Annotated in this window: 17 protein-coding genes and 1 riboswitch; of the genes, 15 read left to right on the top strand and 2 right to left on the bottom strand. The window is 62.0% G+C overall.

Features of this window, described 5'->3' with window-relative positions:
- Positions 1–3 precede the first annotated feature (3 nt).
- The gene (locus ACM5SV_RS07325) at positions 4–1,821 is read left to right on the top strand and encodes an ABC-F family ATP-binding cassette domain-containing protein (protein ID WP_222016816.1); all 1,818 of its coding nucleotides are present in this window, start codon (positions 4–6) and stop codon (positions 1,819–1,821) included.
- 120 nt (positions 1,822–1,941) lie between these two features.
- Positions 1,942–2,571, top strand: a complete 630-nt coding sequence (locus ACM5SV_RS07330; RefSeq protein ID WP_221969950.1) for a DUF5666 domain-containing protein — start codon at positions 1,942–1,944, stop codon at positions 2,569–2,571.
- A gap of 73 nt (positions 2,572–2,644) precedes the next feature.
- Here ACM5SV_RS07330 and ACM5SV_RS07335 read toward each other — a convergent pair whose 3' ends face one another.
- Positions 2,645–4,534, bottom strand: coding sequence for an ABC transporter ATP-binding protein/permease (locus ACM5SV_RS07335; RefSeq protein WP_222016814.1), 1,890 nt, complete (start codon positions 4,532–4,534; stop codon positions 2,645–2,647).
- Between the two features lie 114 nt (positions 4,535–4,648).
- Positions 4,649–4,726, top strand: a riboswitch (SAM riboswitch).
- Positions 4,727–4,774: 48 nt separating this feature from the next.
- Between ACM5SV_RS07335 and metA the strand changes: the two genes are divergently transcribed.
- The 6 genes from metA (at position 4,775) to ACM5SV_RS07365 (ending at position 10,811) form a co-directional block, all read left to right on the top strand.
- Complete coding sequence (gene metA / locus ACM5SV_RS07340) at positions 4,775–5,698, top strand: homoserine O-acetyltransferase MetA (RefSeq protein WP_222016811.1); 924 nt, start codon at positions 4,775–4,777, stop codon at positions 5,696–5,698.
- Between the two features lie 226 nt (positions 5,699–5,924).
- Positions 5,925–6,947 (top strand): aldose epimerase family protein, encoded by a 1,023-nt coding sequence (locus tag ACM5SV_RS07345; RefSeq protein ID WP_222016809.1) that lies wholly within the window; start codon positions 5,925–5,927, stop codon positions 6,945–6,947.
- Between the two features lie 165 nt (positions 6,948–7,112).
- Positions 7,113–7,886: a GntR family transcriptional regulator gene (locus ACM5SV_RS07350; RefSeq protein ID WP_003543751.1), complete on the top strand. Its 774-nt coding sequence runs from the start codon at positions 7,113–7,115 to the stop codon at positions 7,884–7,886.
- The gene (locus ACM5SV_RS07355; protein ID WP_221969935.1) at positions 7,883–8,914 is read left to right on the top strand and encodes an SIS domain-containing protein; all 1,032 of its coding nucleotides are present in this window, start codon (positions 7,883–7,885) and stop codon (positions 8,912–8,914) included. The genes ACM5SV_RS07350 and ACM5SV_RS07355 overlap by 4 nt, the downstream gene beginning before the upstream one ends.
- Complete coding sequence (gene nagA / locus ACM5SV_RS07360; protein ID WP_222016807.1) at positions 8,914–10,065, top strand: N-acetylglucosamine-6-phosphate deacetylase; 1,152 nt, start codon at positions 8,914–8,916, stop codon at positions 10,063–10,065. The genes ACM5SV_RS07355 and nagA overlap by 1 nt, the downstream gene beginning before the upstream one ends.
- A 17-nt stretch (positions 10,066–10,082) precedes the next feature.
- Positions 10,083–10,811: an SIS domain-containing protein gene (locus ACM5SV_RS07365; RefSeq protein WP_012759421.1), complete on the top strand. Its 729-nt coding sequence runs from the start codon at positions 10,083–10,085 to the stop codon at positions 10,809–10,811.
- A gap of 79 nt (positions 10,812–10,890) precedes the next feature.
- Here ACM5SV_RS07365 and efp read toward each other — a convergent pair whose 3' ends face one another.
- A complete protein-coding gene (gene efp, locus ACM5SV_RS07370; protein WP_012759420.1) occupies positions 10,891–11,460 on the bottom strand; it encodes an elongation factor P in 570 nt (189 codons plus the stop codon).
- A 149-nt stretch (positions 11,461–11,609) separates the two neighbouring features.
- Between efp and epmA the strand changes: the two genes are divergently transcribed.
- The 7 genes from epmA (at position 11,610) to ACM5SV_RS07405 (ending at position 19,809) form a co-directional block, all read left to right on the top strand.
- Positions 11,610–12,671 carry an EF-P lysine aminoacylase EpmA gene (epmA, locus tag ACM5SV_RS07375; RefSeq protein WP_113546729.1) on the top strand — a complete coding sequence of 354 codons (1,062 nt, stop codon included), beginning with the start codon at positions 11,610–11,612 and terminating at the stop codon, positions 12,669–12,671.
- Positions 12,668–13,720 carry a lysine-2,3-aminomutase-like protein gene (locus ACM5SV_RS07380; protein ID WP_012759418.1) on the top strand — a complete coding sequence of 351 codons (1,053 nt, stop codon included), beginning with the start codon at positions 12,668–12,670 and terminating at the stop codon, positions 13,718–13,720. The genes epmA and ACM5SV_RS07380 overlap by 4 nt, the downstream gene beginning before the upstream one ends.
- A gap of 262 nt (positions 13,721–13,982) precedes the next feature.
- Complete coding sequence (locus ACM5SV_RS07385; RefSeq protein WP_012759417.1) at positions 13,983–14,234, top strand: acyl carrier protein; 252 nt, start codon at positions 13,983–13,985, stop codon at positions 14,232–14,234.
- Positions 14,234–15,415, top strand: a complete 1,182-nt coding sequence (locus ACM5SV_RS07390; protein ID WP_012759416.1) for an acyl-CoA dehydrogenase family protein — start codon at positions 14,234–14,236, stop codon at positions 15,413–15,415. The genes ACM5SV_RS07385 and ACM5SV_RS07390 overlap by 1 nt, the downstream gene beginning before the upstream one ends.
- Positions 15,416–15,420: 5 nt before the next feature.
- A complete protein-coding gene (locus ACM5SV_RS07395) occupies positions 15,421–16,329 on the top strand; it encodes an amino acid--[acyl-carrier-protein] ligase (RefSeq protein ID WP_012759415.1) in 909 nt (302 codons plus the stop codon).
- The gene (locus ACM5SV_RS07400; protein WP_017995482.1) at positions 16,320–17,312 is read left to right on the top strand and encodes a DUF1839 family protein; all 993 of its coding nucleotides are present in this window, start codon (positions 16,320–16,322) and stop codon (positions 17,310–17,312) included. The genes ACM5SV_RS07395 and ACM5SV_RS07400 overlap by 10 nt, the downstream gene beginning before the upstream one ends.
- Before the next feature lie 16 nt (positions 17,313–17,328).
- Entirely contained in the window at positions 17,329–19,809 is a 2,481-nt protein-coding gene (locus ACM5SV_RS07405; RefSeq protein ID WP_222014641.1) for a glycoside hydrolase family 2 protein, read from the top strand.
- The last annotated feature ends 34 nt before the right edge of the window (positions 19,810–19,843 follow it).

The following is a 19,843-nucleotide window of genomic DNA, read 5'->3' on the forward strand; positions in this document are numbered from 1 at the left end:
TTTTTGGCCCCTCCCATTCTGAAACTCGACGATATCTTCCTGAGCTTCGGCGGCGCACCGCTTCTGGCGGGTGCTAACCTGCAGATCGAGCCCGGTGACAAAATCTGTCTCGTCGGGCGTAACGGCTCGGGAAAATCGACGCTGCTGAAGATTGCCGCCGGCCTGGTCGAGGCGCAGTCCGGCGAGGTCTTCCGTCATCCGTCCGCGACGGTGCGCTATCTCGAACAGGCGCCGGATTTTGCCGGCTTCAACACTGTGCAGGCCTATGCCGAGGCCGGCCTCGGGCCAGGCGATGACCCCTATCGTGTCACCTATCTGCTGTCGCATCTCGGGCTGAGCGGCGATGAAGACCCCAAAATGCTGTCCGGTGGCGAATCACGGCGCGCAGCCCTTGCCCGGGTTATGGCACCGGAGCCGGACATTCTTCTGCTCGACGAACCGACCAACCATCTTGACCTGCCGACCATCGAATGGCTGGAAGGCGAGCTGCAAAAGACGCGCAGCGCCTTGGTGCTGATCTCGCACGACCGGCGTTTCCTCGAAAAGGTCTCGACGGCAACCGTCTGGCTCGACCGCGGCACCTCGCGCCGGCTCGAGAGAGGCTTTGCGCATTTCGAAGCCTGGCGCGACCAGGTGCTGGAGGCCGAGGAACTGGAACAGCACAAGCTCGGCAAGTCGATCGAGCGCGAGGAGCACTGGCTGCGCTACGGCGTCACGGCGCGGCGCAAGCGTAACATGCGCCGTCTCGGCGAGTTGCAGACGATGCGCTCGAACTATCGCGGCCACAAGGGACCGCAGGGCACGGTGCAGGCGACGGTTTCGGACGCGCAGGAATCCGGCAAGCTGGTGATCGAGGCCGACAAGATCACCAAGAGCTTCGGTGAGCGGGCTATCGTCACGCCGTTTTCGATACGCGTGCATCGCGGCGACTGCATTGGTCTCGTCGGACCGAACGGCGCCGGCAAGACGACGCTGCTGAAGATGCTGACCGGGCAGCTTTCACCCGATAGCGGCATCGTCAAGCTCGGCACCAATCTGGAGATCGCGACGCTCGACCAGAAACGCGAGGATCTCGACCCCGAGGATACGCTTGCCAACTATCTGACGGATGGGCGCGGCGAAAACCTGCTCGTAAACGGCGAGCAGCGCCATGTCACCGGCTACATGAAGGAATTTCTGTTCCAGCCGGAACAGGCGCGTACGCCGATCAGAAACCTCTCCGGCGGCGAACGCGCCCGGCTGATGCTGGCGCGCATCCTTTCGCGCCCGACGAACCTCTTGATTCTCGACGAGCCGACCAACGATCTCGATATCGAAACGCTCGATCTCCTGCAGGAGATTGTCGCCGGTTTTCCCGGCACCGTCATTCTCGTCAGCCACGACCGCGATTTCCTCGACCGCACCGTGACCTCGACGATCGCACCCGCTGTGCCGGATGCGCCTGATGGTCGCTGGATCGAATATGCCGGCGGCTACTCGGACATGCTTGTACAGCGCAAGGGCGCGCTCGAGGAGCGTAAGAGGGCCGAGAAGGCGGCGGAGAAGCCGAAGACCCAGCAAGCAACAGCTTCAAGCAGCTCGAAGGTCAAGCTCTCCTTTAAGCAGAAATTCGCACTGGAAAACCTGCCAAAGGAAATGGCGAAGGCCGAAGCGGAAATCGCAAAGCGCGAACAGGTGATGGCAGATCCCAATCTTTTCACGCGCGATCCCGCAGCTTTCAACCGGCTTGCCGGCGAGATGGAAAAACTGCGCGGCAGCCTGACTGACATGGAAGAGGAGTGGCTGGCGCTCGAAATGCTGCGGGAAGAGCTGGAAGGCTGAGATTTTCTCGAGGCTGAAGGCTCACTTTTCCTTGATTCGTCAGTGTGTCGCCCGGCGGCATAAGGTGCCGTCCGGCAGCCGGGGATATTGCCGATCGCAATGGCGACAAGGAAAAGTCATATGTCTCGCAAGCCTTATTCCGGAATTCTCACGGCGTTTGTCGCCGGCAGCCTCATGGCGCTTGCCCTGTCGCAAGCTGCACAGGCGCAGGATGCCCAGCGCATTCGTGTTCGCGGCGCCATAGAAAGCCTCAGCGGCGATACGCTCGTCGTCAAGACGCGCGAGGGCAGTGATGCGACGGTCGCGCTGAAACCCGGCTGGAAGGTCGGCGGCATCAAAAAAGCTTCGGTCGAGGATATCAAACCCGGCGATTTCGTCGGCGTCGCTTCGCTTCCGAAGGGCACGGGCCCGGACGGGGCGATCGAGGTGCTGATCTTTCCGGCGTCGATGAAGGGAACCGGTGAGGGCAACCGTCCCTGGGATGCGCAGCCGAACAGCCAGATGACCAACGCGACTGTCAGCAACGCCGTCAAATCCGTCGACGGCCACACGATCACGCTGACTTATCAGGGCAAGGAAAAGACCATCACCATTGCCGATGGCACGCCGATCGTGACGTTGGCGCCTGCGACCAAGGATGATCTGAAACCCGGCGCCGGCGTCGTCGTCGCCGGCGAGAAGGCGGCGGATGGCAGCATCTCGGCCAGCCAGATTGCCGTCGGCCTCAACGGTATCGTGCCGCCGATGTGACCGGCGGCCTTCAAATCTCTGTCTCACGCATATCGTTATCCCAAAACCGCTACCCAGTTTTGGGCGGCACGCATCAAAGCGCCGGCGCGGGCACGGCGGCAGCGCCAACACTGGCGCTGGCGCCGGTCTGGACGACAGGTGGCTCCTCGGATGTTGACGGCAGCGCCTGCAGATGCAGTACGCGCGGCTTCAGCGCCTCGAGATAGGCCTCGGAGCGGCCGATATAGATCATGCCGCTTTCGGGCATCGAGGTAAGCAGTTTGGCCATTGTTTCCTGCAATTCCGGCTCCATGCCTTCCAGCACTTCGTCGAAGATGATCCAGCGCGGGCGTACGAGTAGCAGCCGGGCAAATCCGATCGCTTTCTGCTGGTCGCTGTCGAGCAGCTTGTCCCAGCGGGCGCGGGTTTCGAGCCTTGCGATCAGTGAATGCAGACCAACCTTGTCGAGGGCCGCCTCGACGTCGGCTTTCTCGTAGGCTTCGGGACGTTCGGGAAAGGCCAGCGCCTCGCGCAGTGAGCCGCCGGGGACATAGGCGAGCTGGGGAACGAAGAGCATGTCGTCGATTGGCGGCAGGCCTATCGTGCCGCTGCCGCACGGCCAGAGGCCGGCCATCGCCTGGAACAGCAGCTTGCGATTGACGCTGTGATCGCCGTTGATCATGATTTTTTCGCCGGCCTTGATCACGACATTGGTTTCACGCAGACGGAAACCGCCGCATTCCTCGATGTCTTCGCCGATCTTGGCGACGATCACCACGTCCTTAAGCGTCAGCGTGTCGGGCGCGGCGTTTTCATAGGCGATGCTGTCCTTCAGGTCGAAGTCCTCTTCCATCTCGACCAGCGCTTGGCGGAAATCGGTGACGCGCATCAGCGTGGCGCGCCATTCGGCGATCGGGCCGAAATTGGACACATACCAGCGCAGCGCCGTGTTGACCTGGTTGAAGGCACCGACGGACATCATCAGCTGGCCGAGGGTGAGTCCGCCGGAGAAATAGGCGGGGGCGGCAACGATGATCGGAATGACGATCACCAGCCAGCCATAGCCGGCCGAAACCCAGGTGAGATTGGTATTGGCCATAGCAAGCCGCTTGACGACTGTCAGGACCGAGCTGATATCGGTGTTGATGCGCCGACGCTCGTTCTCCTCGCCGCGGGCAACGGTAATTGCCGGCATGTTCTCATTGGCATGCATCAGCGTGAAGCGAAGCTCGGCTTCTTTCGAAAAACGGTCGGCATTGAGCTTCACCAGCTTGCGGCCGACCACCTGGCTCAGCACCGAGGCGGAAGCGGCATAGAAAATCGCTGCCCAGACCATGTAGCCTGGAATGGAGAAGCTATGGCCGCTGATGCGGAAGATGAAGCCGCTCGAAAGCTCCCAGAGCACGCCGATGAAGCTCACCAGAAGAATGGTAGACTGCAGCAGGCCGAGAACCAATCCCGTCGTGCTTTCGGCAAGGTTGCGGGAATCCTCGTGCAGACGCTGGTCCGGATTGACGCCGATCAGGCCGCTGGAGGCGAGCCGCAGCGCTCGCTTGCGCTTCAGCCACTGGTCGACCAGGTCGCGCGACAAACCTTCGCGCATATAGAGCGCCGTCATCTGATTCAGCCAGGCCTGCAGCACGTTGAGCAGCAGCAGCGTGCCGGCGATCATCGCGAAGATTTCGAGCTGGTGGAAGAATTCGCCGAGGTCGCGGCGCTCCAGCGAGTCGTAGAAAGGAGCATTCCACTCGTTCAGGATGACCTGGCCGTAGGACGTCGCCAGGATGACGAGGATCAGCACGGTGGCCAGAAACAGCACCTTGCCACGCACTTCCGAATTCCAGAATGCTGAGAACATGACGCCGAGGCGATATGTCAGGCTTAAATCATACCCTACCCTATCCTGCCTTCTGATGCCCGGCTTCCTCTCGATCTTATCTGCCATTACGCTTTTCCAAATCGCCCATGCCCCTATAAATAACATGGTGGCGTTACCGGTCTATCAACAGATTCTATCAGTCATTAAAGTGTGATGATGCTTGCATGAGTTTCTCCTGCATGTTTTCGCCAGTTGATTCGCAATCAGACTGGGTCTAATTAAGGCCTCCGTGGTGATTTGGCCGGCCGGCTTGCAGCCACGTTAAAAAAGTCGCTAAAGGGCCGCGTGCGGACCGGTAGCGATTTTTGTCGCCGCCGGTTTTTTGTTTTTGATCGAGTGACCGCAATGCCCATCAAGATCCCCGATACGCTGCCCGCCTTCGAAACCCTGGTTCAGGAGGGTGTGCGGGTGATGACCGAGACGTTGGCGATCCGTCAGGATATCCGACCGTTGCAGATCGGGCTGCTCAATCTCATGCCGAACAAGATCAAGACCGAACTGCAGATGGCCCGCCTCGTCGGCGCCTCGCCGCTGCAGGTGGAGCTGTCGCTTGTCCGTATCGGCGGCCACAAGGCGAAGAATACGTCCGAGGACCATCTGCTTGCCTTCTACCAGACCTGGGAGGAGGTAAAGCACCGCAAGTTCGACGGCTTCATCATCACCGGGGCGCCGATCGAGCTTTTGCCCTATGAGGACGTCACCTATTGGGCGGAGATGCAGGAGATTCTCGACTGGACGGAAACGAATGTCCATTCGACGATGAACGTCTGCTGGGGCGCGATGGCGGCGGTCTATCATTTTCACGGCGTTCCGAAATACGAGCTGAAAGAGAAGGCCTTCGGCGTCTACCGCCACCGGAATCTGAAACCTTCCTCGATCTATCTCAACGGCTTTTCCGACAATTTCGAAGTGCCGGTGTCGCGCTGGACCGAAGTGCGCCGCGCCGATATCGAGAAATCCGAAAGCCTGGAGATCCTGATGGAGTCGAGCGAAATGGGCGTCTGCCTCGTGCACGAGAAGAGAGGCCGGCGGCTCTACATGTTCAACCATGTCGAATATGATTCCACCTCGCTTTCCGACGAGTATTTCCGCGACGTCAATGCCGGGGTGCCGATCAAGATGCCGCACAATTACTTTCCGCATAACGATCCGGCGCTTGCGCCGCAGAACCGCTGGCGCAGCCATGCGCATCTTTTGTTCGGCAACTGGATCAACGAAATCTACCAGACGACACCCTTTGATGTGGAAGAGATCGGCACCGACCTCTGACCGTTGCCGAGCGCGCCGCGAGCTGGTTCCGCCGCATTGCTGCTGCGGCTTTTCTTTCTGATCCGCCGGTTGCGGATCGAAGCAAATCCGGGCAGGTTCCTGTCCTGAACCCTACCACGCCGCGCGCCTTCGTCGGACGTGCAATGCACACTTTGAATCGCTGCAAATTCCCCAAATCGATTCCGAATTGCGGAATTTGCAGCAGAGATAGAATGGACGGACGATCATGTCGGATAAGTTGGAGCGGGACGTTTTCGGGCAGACGAAGGCGGGTGAGACCGTCTATCGGGTCGAGATCAAGGGCGGCGGGCTGACGGCCAAGATCCTGAGCTGGGGCGCGGTCATCCAGGATCTGCGTCTCGAGGGACATGACGCGCCGCTGCAGCTCGGCTTCGACGATTTCGACAGCTACCCCCTCTATTCATCCTATTTCGGCGCGACGCCCGGCCGCTGCGCCAACCGCGTCGGCGGCGGCAGGTTCATGCTTGACGACAAGGACTATCAGCTCGAACTGAATGAAAACGGCGTGACGCATCTGCATGGCGGCAGCGACAATATCGCCAAACGCAACTGGACGATCGTCGAGCATGACGTCGACCGCGTAGTACTGAAGATCGTCGATCCCGATGGCCGCGCCGGCTATCCCGGCAATTGCACCATCCAGGCGACTTTCCGGGTGCATGGCAATGGTGAACTGTCGATCACCTACGAATCGACCAGCGACCAGCCGACGCTCGCCAATGTCTGCCAGCACGCCTATTTCAATCTCGACGGCCGCGAAGATGCGCTTGGCCATGACATCATGATAGCCGCCGATCACTATCTGCCGACCGATGAGAAGCAGGTGCCGACCGGTGAAATCCGTCCCGTCGAGGGCACGGAATTCGATTTCCGCGAGATGGCGCCGATGAAGCGTTTCGTCGGCAGCGAACAAGTGTCCTACGACCATAATTTCTGCCTGTCCGCCGAGCGCACCGCCAAGCGGAGCGTCGCGCTTGCCCGCAGCCTCTATTCCGGCGTGTCGCTGGAAGTGCGCAGCACCGAGCCAGGCGTGCAGTTCTATGCCGGCTTCAAGCTTGACACCGGGGCTCCGGGCATCGGCGGGCGCAAATACGGTCCGTTCGCCGGCTTCTGCCTGGAGACGCAGGTCTGGCCAGATGCCATCAACCACCAAGGTTTTCCGAATGCGGTTCTGCGCCCCGGCGAAGTGCTGCGTCAGGAGACGGATTATATCTTCACCAAGAACTGAGCATCCTCCAGCGCCGGCGCGTTTCTAAACGCGCGGCGCTGCGGACGCACGACTGTCAAATTTGAGCGCTATGAAACCCTTGCCGGTCCGCCTGGCGAGGGTTTTTTGATTCCATGCTCGATTCCGACTTGCCGATTGGTTCTATATAGGTTCTATTGTGTGCCCATGGATAGAACCAGTCTGATAGCGGAACTGAACAGCCGCGGCCTGCGTGACGAGGCACTGACCGGGCCGCTTTACAAGCGGCTGGCGCAGACGCTGACTGGCCTCATTCAGGAAGGGCTACTGAAGCCCGGCACGGCGCTGCCGGGCGAGCGCGACCTTGCCGAGGCTCTGAAGCTCGGCCGTGTCACCGTGCGCACCGCCTATCGCGATCTGATGGCATCCGGTGCACTGGAATCGCGCCATGGAAGCGGTACTTTCGTATCGAGCAGGGTGGAACGCATGGAACAGTCGCTGTGGCGGCTTTCCTCCTTCTCCGCCGACATGCGCTCGCGCGGGCGTCTGCCGGCCGCACGGATATTGTCGCGGGCGGTCAACACGCCGTCGCCGGAGGAATCCTTCCTGCTCGGCCTCGGCGGCGACGAGCCGGTGCTGAGGCTTGACCGCTTGCGCCTTGCCGATGGCCTGCCGCTGGCGATCGAACGCGCTGTGGTGCCGATCAAGTTCCTGGGGCACGACGCCGGTGGCGAGGGATCGCTCTACGATGCGCTAACGGCCAGCGGCCACCGGCCCGTGCGCGCGCTGCAGCGGCTGACGGCGGTCACGCTCGATCCGTCCTCCGCGGCGATCCTGAACGTCAAATCAGGCGCGCCGGCGCTTCTGATCGAACGTGTCTCGCGCCTGGAAGACCAGCGCGTCGTCGAATACACCCGCTCGCATTATCGCGGCGACGCCTATGATTTCGTTGCCGAATTGAGAATCGGAGATGACCTATGAATGACAACCAGTCACTGATGCTGCAGGAAGCCGGCCAATCGCCCGAGGTGGTGGCCACGCTGCTCGAAAAGGAAAAACCGGTCTTTGCCGAGATCGCCCGGCTGTTTTCGTCCGCCCGCCCGAGCGTGGTGACGACGGCGGCGCGCGGCTCCTCGGACCACGCTGCCACTTTTTTCAAATATCTCTTCGAGATCACCTGCGGCGTTCCGGTCGCCTCGGTCGGCCCGTCGATCGCTTCCGTCTATGGTGCGGCGCTGCATCTGAAGGGCGGTGTCCATTTCACCGTCTCGCAGTCGGGTGCCAGCCCCGACATCGTCGCGCTGCAGGATGCGGCGAAGAAGGGCGGAGCGACGACGATCGCCGTCGTCAACGTCACCGACAGCCCACTTGCGAAGCAGGCCGATATTGTTCTCGGTCTCAATGCCGGCGCGGAAAAGAGTGTCGCGGCGACAAAATCCTTCATCGCCTCGGTTGCAGCCCTTTCCGGGGTAACGGCTGCGATCGGCAGTGCGTCCGATTTGGCGGCTGCGCTCGGCAAGCTGCCGGAGGCACTGTCGGCGACCGCCGGGATCGACACGGCGGCAGCCGAGGAGGTGCTCTTCAACGCGACCTCGCTTTATACGGCCGGCCGCGGCCCGGCTTTCGCGATCGCGCTCGAAGCGGCGTTGAAGGCCAAGGAAACCTCCGGCCTGCATGCCGAGGCCTTCTCGCTGGCGGAACTGATGCATGGTCCGATGCGTCTGGTGCAGCCGGGCTTCCCGATCGTCGCCTTTGCGCCCGACGATGCGGCCTTCGCCAACAATGTCCAAGCGCTGGAACGCCTGCAGAAACTCGGCGCCACCACCGTCGGCTTCTCGACGCAGCCGCTCTCCGGTGTCCATCTGCGCGTGCCGACGACGGGCAACGGCCTCGTCGATCCGCTGGTGTCGCTGCTCGTCTATTACCGGCTGATCGAGTCGGTGACGCGCCGCAAAGGCTTTGATCCCGACAAGCCGGCAAACCTGCTCAAGGTGACGGAGACGGTCTGATGGTCCGCAAGATCTTCCTCGGCGCCCGCATCTTCGACGGCGAGCACTTCCATGACGACAAAGCCCTCATCGTTGCCGGCGGCCGCGTCGAAGCGATCGTCGCGAGAAACGATCTGCCGGACGGCGAAGTGGTGACGCTTGCCGGTGGTGTTCTGTCGGCCGGCTTCATCGATGCGCAGGTCAATGGCGGCGCCGGGCGGATGCTGAACGACGAGCCTTCCGCCGCCTCGATGGACATTATCGCCGGCGGGCACCGGCCCTATGGTACGACGTCGCTGCTGCCAACGCTGATCACCGATACATCAGAGGCCTCCATTGCCGCGATTGAGGCGGCCAAGGAGGCAGTGAAAATGAACCGCGGCGTCGCCGGTCTGCATCTCGAAGGTCCGCACTTGGCGCCCGCGAGGAAGGGCGCGCATCTGGCCGAACTGATGCGGCCGGTGGAGGACCGCGACGTCAAGGCTTTCATCCGGGCGCGCGAGGCGATCGGCACGCTGCTGGTCACCATGGCCGCCGAGCAGGTGACGGTTGCCCAGGTGCGCGAACTTGCGGAAGCCGGCGTCACCGTCAGCATCGGCCATTCCGATTGTTCGAGCGAGGCGGCGGAAGAACGTTTCGATGCCGGCGCGCGGGGCGTCACGCATCTCTTCAACGCCATGAGCCAGCTGGGACACCGTGCGCCCGGTCTTGTCGGCGCGGCAATCGATCATCCCTCAACCTGGTGCGGCATCATCGCCGATGGCCATCACGTAGATCCGAAGGCCTTGCGCACAGCGCTCCGCGCCAAACGCGGCGAAGGCAAGCTGTTCTTCGTCACCGACGCGATGTCGCTCGTCGGGTCGGAGAAGGATTCGTTCACGCTGAACGGGCGCACCGTCCGGCGTGAAAGGGGCGGCTTTTGCTCGAAGCTGGTGCTGTCCGACGGCACGCTGGCCGGTTCCGATGTCGACATGATCTCGACGATCCGTTACGGCGTCACCTATCTCGACCTGACGCTCGCCGAGGCCTTGCGCATGGCGACCCTTTATCCCGCGCGGTTTCTCAGGCTTGCCGATCGCGGCCATCTCTCGCCGGGCGCGCGTGCCGATCTCGTGCATCTCACCGATGCGCTTGCCGTCACCGCCACCTGGCTCAGCGGCGAAGCGGCCTAAAATCAAGGAGAAGTGGGATGACCGACATTACCGATGCCTATTTCTCCAACCTCATCGGCCGGCTGGAGGAACTGAAGCAGACGCTTGCCCAGCCGATGGCGCAGGCAGCAGCCGTCATCCTCGATGCTGCCCGAGGCGACAAGCGTGTCTATGTCTTCGGCACCGGCCATTCGCATATGCTGGCGGAAGAGGTGCACTATCGTGCCGGCGGGCTCGCCTTCACCGTGCCGGTGCTCGTCGGCTCGGCCATGTTGCATGAGGGCGCGGTCATCAGTTCGGTTTATGAGCGCACGCAAGGCCTGGTGCGGCCGATGCTGGAGCGTTACGGGATGCAGCCGGGCGATGTCATCATCATCGCCTCCAATTCGGGCGTGAACGCCGCGCCGATCGAGGCCGCCGACTATGCGCGCGAAATCGGCGCAAAGGTGATTGCCATCACGTCGATCGCCTATTCCTCAGCGATCGCCAATGGCCGCCGGCGGCTTGCCGACGTGGCCGATGTGGTGCTCGACAACGGGCTGCCGCCGGGTGACGCCGTTGTCGATCTCGAAGGCACGGGGCTCCGGGTTGGGCCAGTCTCGACGGCCGTCGGGGTGACCGTCATCAATGCGATCTTCGCCGAAGTCGCCTCGGAGCTTTCGAAATCCGGCGATGCGCCAATTTATCTCAGCGCCAACATGCCGGGTGCCGCCGAGATCAACCAGAAGCTCGTCAAGAAATACCGTCCGCGCAACCCGCATCTCTAGAGCACGATGCCGAATAGTGTGGCGGCGGATACAAAAAAGGCCGGCGCGAGCCGGCCTCTTCGATAGGCTGAAACCAGGATCAGTCCTTGGCGCGTTCGACGTAGGAATTGTCTTCCGTGGCGATGACGACGCGGGTGCCGGCATTGATGTGCGGCGGCACCATGGCGCGCACGCCGTTCGACAAAATCGCCGGCTTGTAGGAGGACGATGCCGTCTGGCCCTTGACGACCGGTTCCGTCTCCATGATTTCGAGCGTGACGTGGCGCGGCAGTTGGAGCGCCAGCGCAATACCTTCATGCATCGAGAGGATGCAGGACATGCCTTCCTGCAGATAAGCCTTGTCGTCACCCATTGTGGCGACATCGACGACGACCTGATCGTAGCTCGCCGGGTTCATGAAGTGGAAGCCTTCGCCGTCTTCATAGAGAAACTGGAAGGAGACGTCTTCGACGAAGGCGCGCTCGACCTGTTCGGTGGTGCGCCAACGCTCGGAAACCTTCACGCCGTCGACGATGCGGCGCATGTCGACCTGGGTGACCGGCGTGCCCTTGCCCGGATGAAAGTTCTGGGCGGTGAGAACGACGTAGAGCTTGCCGTCGACATCGAGAACGTTGCCCTTGCGGACCGAAGAGGCGATGACCTTGACCATAAGACTTCCTTGTAACTCGGCTTTCGGCGTCGTAGATGACTGTCGAGACGCCCCGAAGACGCAAATGTTTTTCTTTGGGGCGCAACTAACCTAAAATCCGGGAAATAGCCACCCCCCAATACCGGCTTCTCCGGCCAAGAAAGCTTGGAATGAACTCTTCGGCGAAAGCGTCCCCCTGGTGGACCCCGTCCGTGCATGCCGACCGCCGTCCGTTCCTGATCGGACGCAATGCGATCCAGGCGGCGTTGCGCGGGTTTTTCGCGCGCGAGGATTTCATCGAGGTGGATACGGCGGTGCTGCAGGTCTCTCCCGGCAATGAGGCGCATCTGCATGCCTTCGCGACGGAAGCACTGACGACGGATGGGCAAAAGGCGCCGTTCTACCTGCACACCTCGCCGGAATTTGCCTGCAAGAAGCTGCTTACGGCGGGCGAGGAGCGCATCTCGTGTTTCGCCCATGTCTATCGCAACCGCGAGCGCGGGCCGCTGCATCATCCTGAGTTCACCATGCTCGAATGGTATCGGGCCGGCGAAAGCTACGAGAGTCTGATGATGGATTGCGTGCGGATCCTGGCGCTGGCGGCGGAAACGGTGAAGACCGGGAAGCTTGCCTATCGCGGCGGCGAGAGCGATCCCTTCGCCGGGCCGGAGCGGATCAGCGTTGCCGAAGCGTTCGAGCGTCATGCCGGCATCGATCTTCTCGCCTCGGTCGCCGCCGACGGTTCGACTGACCGCGACCATCTGGCGGCCGAGACGAAGCGCGTCGGCATGCGTGTTGCCGATGACGACGGCTGGGCCGATCTCTTCAGCCGGGTGCTGGTCGAAAAGATCGAGCCGCATCTCGGTTTCGGCCGCATCACCATTCTCGACGAATATCCGGTCTCGGAGGCGGCCCTTGCCCGTCCCTCGGCACGCGACGCGAGGGTTGCCGAGCGTTTCGAGCTCTATGCCTGCGGCGTCGAGCTTGCGAACGGCTTCGGCGAACTCACCAATGCTGCCGAACAGCGGCGACGGTTCGAGATCGAGATGGCCGAGAAGGCGCGGGTCTACGGCGAGACCTATCCTATCGACGAGGATTTCCTCGCCGCGCTATCGCTGATGCCCGAGGCAAGCGGTATCGCGCTCGGCTTCGACCGGCTGGTGATGCTGGCGACGGGAGCATCACACATCGACCAGGTGCTTTGGGCGCCGGTGGCGGAGTACGGACGATGAATGTCGTCAAACCGATCAAGAGCGTCGACGATCTTGTGAAAGCAGGGCTGGTCGCGCCTGCCGATCGCGTAGCGCTCGAGGAGGTGGCGGCGCGTTACGCGGTTGCGCTGACGCCTGCGATCAGCAAGCTCATCGATCGAGCCGACCCCGATGATCCGATCGCTCGGCAATTCGTGCCCGATGCGGCCGAACTCACGATCGCCCCGGAAGAACGCGCCGATCCGATCGGCGATCATGCCCACAGCCCCGTCGAAGGCATCGTTCACCGCTATCCCGATCGTGTCTTGCTCAAGGCCGTGCATGTCTGCCCGGTCTATTGCCGCTTCTGCTTCCGGCGCGAAATGGTGGGGCCGCAGGGCCTCGGCACGCTCGATGCGGCGGCGATGCGGGCAGCTTTCGATTATATCCGCGGTCACGAGGAGATCTGGGAGGTCATCCTCACCGGCGGCGATCCGCTGGTGCTTTCTCCGCGCCGGCTCGGCGAGATCATGGAGGCGCTTGCCGGGATCGCGCATGTGAAGATCATCAGGTTCCACACGCGTGTTCCGGTCGTCGACCCCGAGAAGATCGATGCGGCGCTGATTGGCGCGCTGAAGGCGAGCGGCAAGACGGTCTATGTCGCGCTGCATGCCAACCATGTCCGCGAACTGACGCCGGAAGCGCGGGCCGCTTGCGCCCGTCTCGTTGATGCCGGCATCGCCATGGTCAGCCAGTCGGTGCTGCTTAAGGGTGTCAATGACGATCCCGACGTGCTGGCGAAGCTGATGAAGGCCTTCGTCGAAATCCGCGTCAAACCCTATTATCTGCATCATCCGGATCTGGCGCCCGGCACCAGTCATTTCAGAGTGACGATCGAGGAGGGGCAGGAGATCGTCGAGGCGCTGCGCGGGCGGATTTCCGGTCTCTGCCAGCCGGCCTACATCCTCGATATCCCCGGCGGTCACGGCAAGGCCGTCATCAGTGGAAGCGCGATGCGGGCGACAGGCGACGGATGTTATTCCGTCACCGATTATCGTGGCGGCGAGCATTCCTATCCGCCGGCCGATTGAGACAAACGCGGCGTTTGCGTGTCATTTCTGTACTCTCCACGCCAGAAACCAGACTGTGTCGCAGTATCGAAATTATCTTAAGTCATTGATATAATGTGGTTGTTTACGACAATCCGGGAATGATCGCTAAAATCGTAACTATGAGCCTCAGTCATATTTAACTCAATAAATTAGCGGAATGTTCTGTTTTCCGCACTAAAAGAACGCTCATGACAAGGCGATGAACGCCGGTTCGGGATCATGAGAATCTTGGAGTGATGGGATGAATAAGGCAATCCGCGACCTCGTAGCCAAATTCGGCAAGCTTCCTGGGTCGATCGACCAGGTCGCCGACGACGCCGATCTTTATGCGGCAGGTTTGACGTCCTTTGCTTCTGTGCAGTTGATGCTTGGCATCGAAGAGGCCTTCGACATCGAATTTCCCGACAATCTCCTCAACCGCAAATCCTTCGCGAGCATCTCGGCCATCGCCAGGACCGTCGATCTCATCCGGGACAGCCGGAAGGTCGCCTGATGAATTTCCCCGTCAAGATCATGCAGGACGGTCTTGTTGCAAGGGTGGCCCGCGTTGCTGAAATCGCGGCGAAACACGCCGATGCCGTCGACGCCGAAGCCCGTTTCCCCAGGGAAGCCGTGGACGCGATGAAGGCCGAAAGGCTGCTCGGCATCCAGGTGCCGCGCCATTTCGGCGGCGAATCCGCCTCGATCACCGAGATCGCCGAATTGTGCTCGATGCTCGGCCAGGCCTGCGCCGCGAGCGCCATGGTCTTCGCCATGCACCATATCAAGCTGTCGAGCCTCGTTGAACACGGCGCCGACAGCGAATGGCATCGCAGCTTCATGCGCCGCATCGCCGCCGAACAGCTGCTGATCGCATCCGCCACCACCGAAGGCGGTATCGGCGGAAATCTGCGCAACAGCATCTGCGCGGTCGAGGTCGATGGCGACACGTGCCGCCTCGAAAAGGATGCGACTGTCATTTCCTATGGCTCGCACGCCGACGCCATCCTTATCACCTCGCGTGCCCACGCGCAGGCGGCTTCCTCCGATCAGGTGCTGACGGCCTTCCTCAAGGACCAGTACACGCTCGAGAAAACGCATGTCTGGAATACGCTCGGCATGCGCGGCACTTGCTCCGACGGCTTCCTGTTCAAGGGCGAAGCGCCGGCTTGCCAGATCCTGCCGAAGCCTTTCGCGGAGATCGCGGCGCAGTCCATGCTTGCCTCCTCGCACCTCTTGTGGAGCGGCGTCTGGTACGGCATCGCCGTCGACGCCGTTGTGCGCGCCCAGGCTTTCGTGCGTGCTGCCGCCCGCAAGGCGCCGGATGCCCAGCCGCCGGGCGCGCTACGCCTCGCCGAGGTTTCGAACCTGCTGCAGATGGTGAAATCCAACGTGGTTGCCGGCCTCAAGGCCTATGAGGATGCCAAGGCCGATGCCGACAGGCTGTCTTCGATGGGATTTGCGGTGGCGATGAACAACGTCAAGATCGCCTCGTCCGAGATGATCCTGGAAATCGTCAACCATGCCATGCTGATCTGCGGCATCATGGGCTACAAGAACGGCACGCCCTTCAGCCTCGGACGCCATCTGCGCGACGCGCATTCCGCACAGCTCATGATTTCGAATGACCGCATCCTCGGCAACACGTCGAGCATGCTTCTTGTCCATAAGCAGGACACTAGCCTACTGGGGTGACAGTCATGGATATGCAGACCTCGTTTCTGGACCGGCTTTTCGAATCCGGTCTGCTGATCGATACCGGCATCGACGGGCTCTACGGCCGCAGCGGCCAGTTCGAAGACGTGATCGCTGCCTTCGAGCGCCTGATCGACACGTTCGGCGGCGCCGATGGTGCCGAAGCCATGCGCTTTCCGCCCGGCATGAACCGCGCCTTCTTCGAGAAGAGCGGCTACATGAAGAGCTTTCCGCAGCTCGCCGGCACGGTGCACAGCTTCTGCGGCAGCGAGCTCGATCATGTCAGCCTGCTGCAATGCATGGAAGTCGGCGAAGACTGGACCAAGGGGCAGGAGGCGACCGACATCGTGCTGACGCCGGCTGCCTGCTATCCGCTTTATCCGACGATCGCCAAGCGCGGCAACCTGCCGAAGACCGGCGGCCTCTTCGACCTGCAATCCTATTGCTTCCGCCATGAGCCGTCGAAAGATCCTGCCCGCCAGCAGCTGTTCCGCATGCGCGAATATGTCTGCATGGGCACAGAGCTGCACGTTACCGACTTCCGCCAGCGCTGGATGGATCGCGGCGTCGAGATGATGAAGGCCGTCGGCCTCGAGGTGACGATCGACGTTGCCAATGATCCGTTCTTCGGCCGCGCCGGCAAGATGCTCGCCAATAATCAGCGCGACCAGAACCTGAAGTTCGAGCTTCTGATCCCGATCACCTCGGCTGCCAACCCGACCGCCTGCATGAGCTTCAACTACCATCAGGATGCCTTCGGCACGAAATGGGGTCTCAATCTCGAAGACGGCAGTGTCGCGCACACCGCCTGCGTCGGCTTCGGACTGGAGCGCATCGCCCTTGCCCTCTTCCATCATCACGGGCTCGATGTGAAGCAATGGCCGGCCAGCGTACGGAAAGCGCTGTGGGGCTGAGCAAATCGATGACGTCGTTATTTTCGGGGGTATTTTCGGGAATCGACCCGGAAACCTACCGGGCGCATGCGCTGCATTCCGGCGAGCGCGCCTGGCCGGAAACCAATTGTTATGTCGATCTCTGGATCGAGGTTCTGGCGACATCAGGCGTTGCGCCAGAGGCGATGCTGGGTTTTACCCTGACGCAGGATTTCGAGGGCGACCAGTTCACCTTCTTCAAGGTGCCGCTCGAGGATCTCGAAGCGCTCTATGGCATTCGTGCGACTGAGCTTGCCATCTACGACCGTGTCGAACGCCATGTCGAGGTTCAGATCGCGCGTGCCCGCCTTTGCCTGATCGAAATGGATTCTTTCTACATGCCGGATACGCGCGGCACCGCCTACCGGCAGGAGCACGGCAAGACGACGGTTGCGATCAACCGGCTGGATGTTGCGGCCAAGCGCGTCGATTATTTCCACAATGCCGGTTATTTCCGTCTCGAAGGCGAGGATTTCGACGGGCTGTTTCAGCTGCATCTGACGGAAAACGACGCGCCGTTTCTGCCCTATACGGAATTTGCACGATTCCCGGAAAGGCCGGCAGACGACGCGCATCTGCGCGCGACCGCGCGGCGACTTGCCGGTTTTCATTTTGCCCGGCGTCCCCGCGAAAACCCGATCCGCGCCTTTGCCAGCGTCTTTCCGCAACAGGTCGAAGCGGTGGCGGAACGGCCGTTCGGCTTCTTCCATAAATACGCCTTCAACACGCTTCGCCAGGTGGGCGCCAATTTCGAGCTGGCGGCCGATTACCTCGCCTGGCTTTCCCCTGGTGAATTCGCGGCTGCCGCCGAGCATGCCGGGCGTATTTCGGAGGTGGCGAAATCGGTGCAGTTCCAGCTTGCCCGCGCCGTCACCCGCAGGAAGTTCGAGCCGTTGCAGGCAGCACTTGATCCGGCCGCCGATGCATGGGATTCCATGATGGCGTCGCTTGCGGGGCGAATCTGAGGCCGGAGATCTGACCATGCGGGGGCGTTTGGCGAGCATCGGTGCCGAGGAAAGTCTACTTTCCGAAGGCTGGAACCTGATCCTGACGGAGCCGGGCGCCTGCGCCGTGCCGCACGACATCCCGCTCTCCGCACAATTCATTCCAGCACCCGTTCCCGGCACCGTCGCCGCCGCGCTCGAAAAAGCCGGGCTCTTCGACCGGGAAAATCCCGAGCCGCTGAACACGCGGGATGCCTGGTATCTCTGCCGGCTTTTCGATGCCGAGCCCGGCGACGCGATCCTGCGTTTCGCAGGGCTGGCAACGCTCTGCCATGTCTTCCTGAACGGCCAGGAAATCCTGTTTTCCGAGAGCATGTTCACGGCGCACGAGATTCCGGTGACGCTTTCGGGCGGCGACGAACTGGCGCTGTGCTTCCGGGCGCTTGGGCCCCGCCTGTCGGAGCCAGGCCCGCGCGCGCGCTGGCGGCCGCAGATGATCACGCCGGCGGGCTTGAAGAATTTCCGCACGACGCTGCTCGGCCATATGCCGGGCTGGTGCCCCGATATCCATGCCGTCGGCCCATGGCGGCCGATTTCGATGGTGCGGCGTCATCCCGTCTCGATCGACAATGTCTCCATCCGCGCCGTATTGGAGGAGAGTGGCGTCGGCCGTCTCAGCGTGTCCCTGCATAGCAATGCCGAGGATCCGGCGATGCTGCTGCGCTGCGGCGGGATGGAGCAGCCCTTCGAAAAGGTCGGCGACAGTCATTACTCGGCTATCCTCAAGCTTTCCGACATCGAGGCCTGGTGGCCGCATACGCATGGTGCTCCGCGTCTCTACGCGCTGACACTGGTTTCGGACGGGGTGGAATATCCGCTCGGCAGGACCGGCTTTCGACGTATCGACGTCGACCGTGGTGCCGATGGCGACGACTTCGCGCTTCTCGTCAACGGCGAACGCATCTTCTGCCGTGGTGCCGTGTGGACGACGGCCGATATCGTGCGATTGCCGGGCGGGCGGGCGGATTATGAGCCGCTCCTGCGGCTTGCCGCTGCAGCCGGCATGAACATGATCCGCATCGGCGGCACCATGGCCTACGAAACGCCTGATTTCTTCGCACTCTGCGACGAGCTCGGTCTGCTCGTCTGGCAGGACTTCATGTTCGCCAATTTTGATTATCCACGCAACGACAAGGCTTTTCTTGGTCACGTGCATGCGGAGGTCGAGGAATTCCTCCACGGCGTGCAGGCGTCGCCTTCGTTGGCCGCGCTCTGCGGCGGCAGCGAAGTCCACCAGCAGGCGGCAATGCTCGGCCTGCCGGCGGAATTCTGGAGCGGGCCGGTCACCGATGAAATCATCCCGGCGGTCGTCGCCCGAATGCGCCCCGATGTGCCCTATGTGCCGAACTCGCCCTATGGCGGAGCGATGCCCTTTTCGCCGAATGCCGGTATTGCCCATTATTACGGCGTCGGCGCCTATATGCGGCCAATTGCCGATGCGCGCCGCGCCGATGTGCGTTTTGCCTCCGAAAGCCTCGCCTTCGCGCATGTGCCGCAGCAAAGGACGCTGCAGCGTCATCTCGATGTGCCCGCCGTCCACAGTCCGCTGTGGAAGGCCCGCGTGCCCCGCGACCGCAGCGCATCGTGGGATTTCGAGGATGTTCGCGATTTCTACCTGCAGCTTCTCTACGGTTTCGATCCGGCTGAGCTGCGCCGCGAAGATCCGGAACGCTATCTCGATCTCTCCCGCGCCGTTACCGGCGAGGTGATCGAGGAGACTTTTGGCGAATGGCGGCGCAAGGGCTCCGCCTGCAACGGCGCGCTCGTCTGGACGCTGCAGGACCTGTTGCCCGGCCCCGGCTGGGGAGTGATCGATTCCACCGGAGAGCCGAAGCCTGTCTGGTATGCGATGCGCCGTGCATTCCGGCCGGTGCAAGTGGTCTTCACCGACGAGGGAACGAATGGTCTCGACGTGCATGTCGTCAACGAGACGGATGCAGCACTCGATGTCGAGCTCGAGGTCGTCTGCCTGCGCGGCGGAAAACAGCAGGTCGTCAGCGGCAGCAGGGCCTTCAAGCTGGCGGCAAGAGACACGGAGCGCCTTGCCTGCACCGCGCTGTTCGGCGCCTTCTTCGATACGACCTATGCCTTTCGTTTCGGGCCGCCGGCGCATGATGCAACTGTGGCGCGCCTGCGCTCGCTGGCGGACGGCGCCATTCTCGCCGAGAGCTTCCACTTCCCGTGCGGACGGGGGAAGGCGTTGCATGATGCACGTATCGAAGCATCATTTTCCAGAGACGGCGACGACTGGTTCGTTGACCTCAGGACCGACCGGCTGGCGCAATCTGTGCATATCGACGTCGAAGGCTATCGTGCCGACGACGACTGGTTCCACCTTGCCCCCGGCGCGATGCGGCGCGTGAAGCTCCACGCGCTGTCCGGCGTGGAAAGCGATATTCCGCCTGCGGGCGAAATCAGAAGTCTAGGCAGTTCGCATCGCGTCGCAATCGAGGGCTGACGCCGCTGCGAAGGATGGTGCCGATCCATTGGGA

The sequence above is a fragment of the Rhizobium sp. CRRU65 genome, from assembly GCF_048551595.1.
In the GTDB taxonomy this organism is placed as follows: Bacteria; Pseudomonadota; Alphaproteobacteria; order Rhizobiales; family Rhizobiaceae; genus Rhizobium; species Rhizobium leguminosarum_J.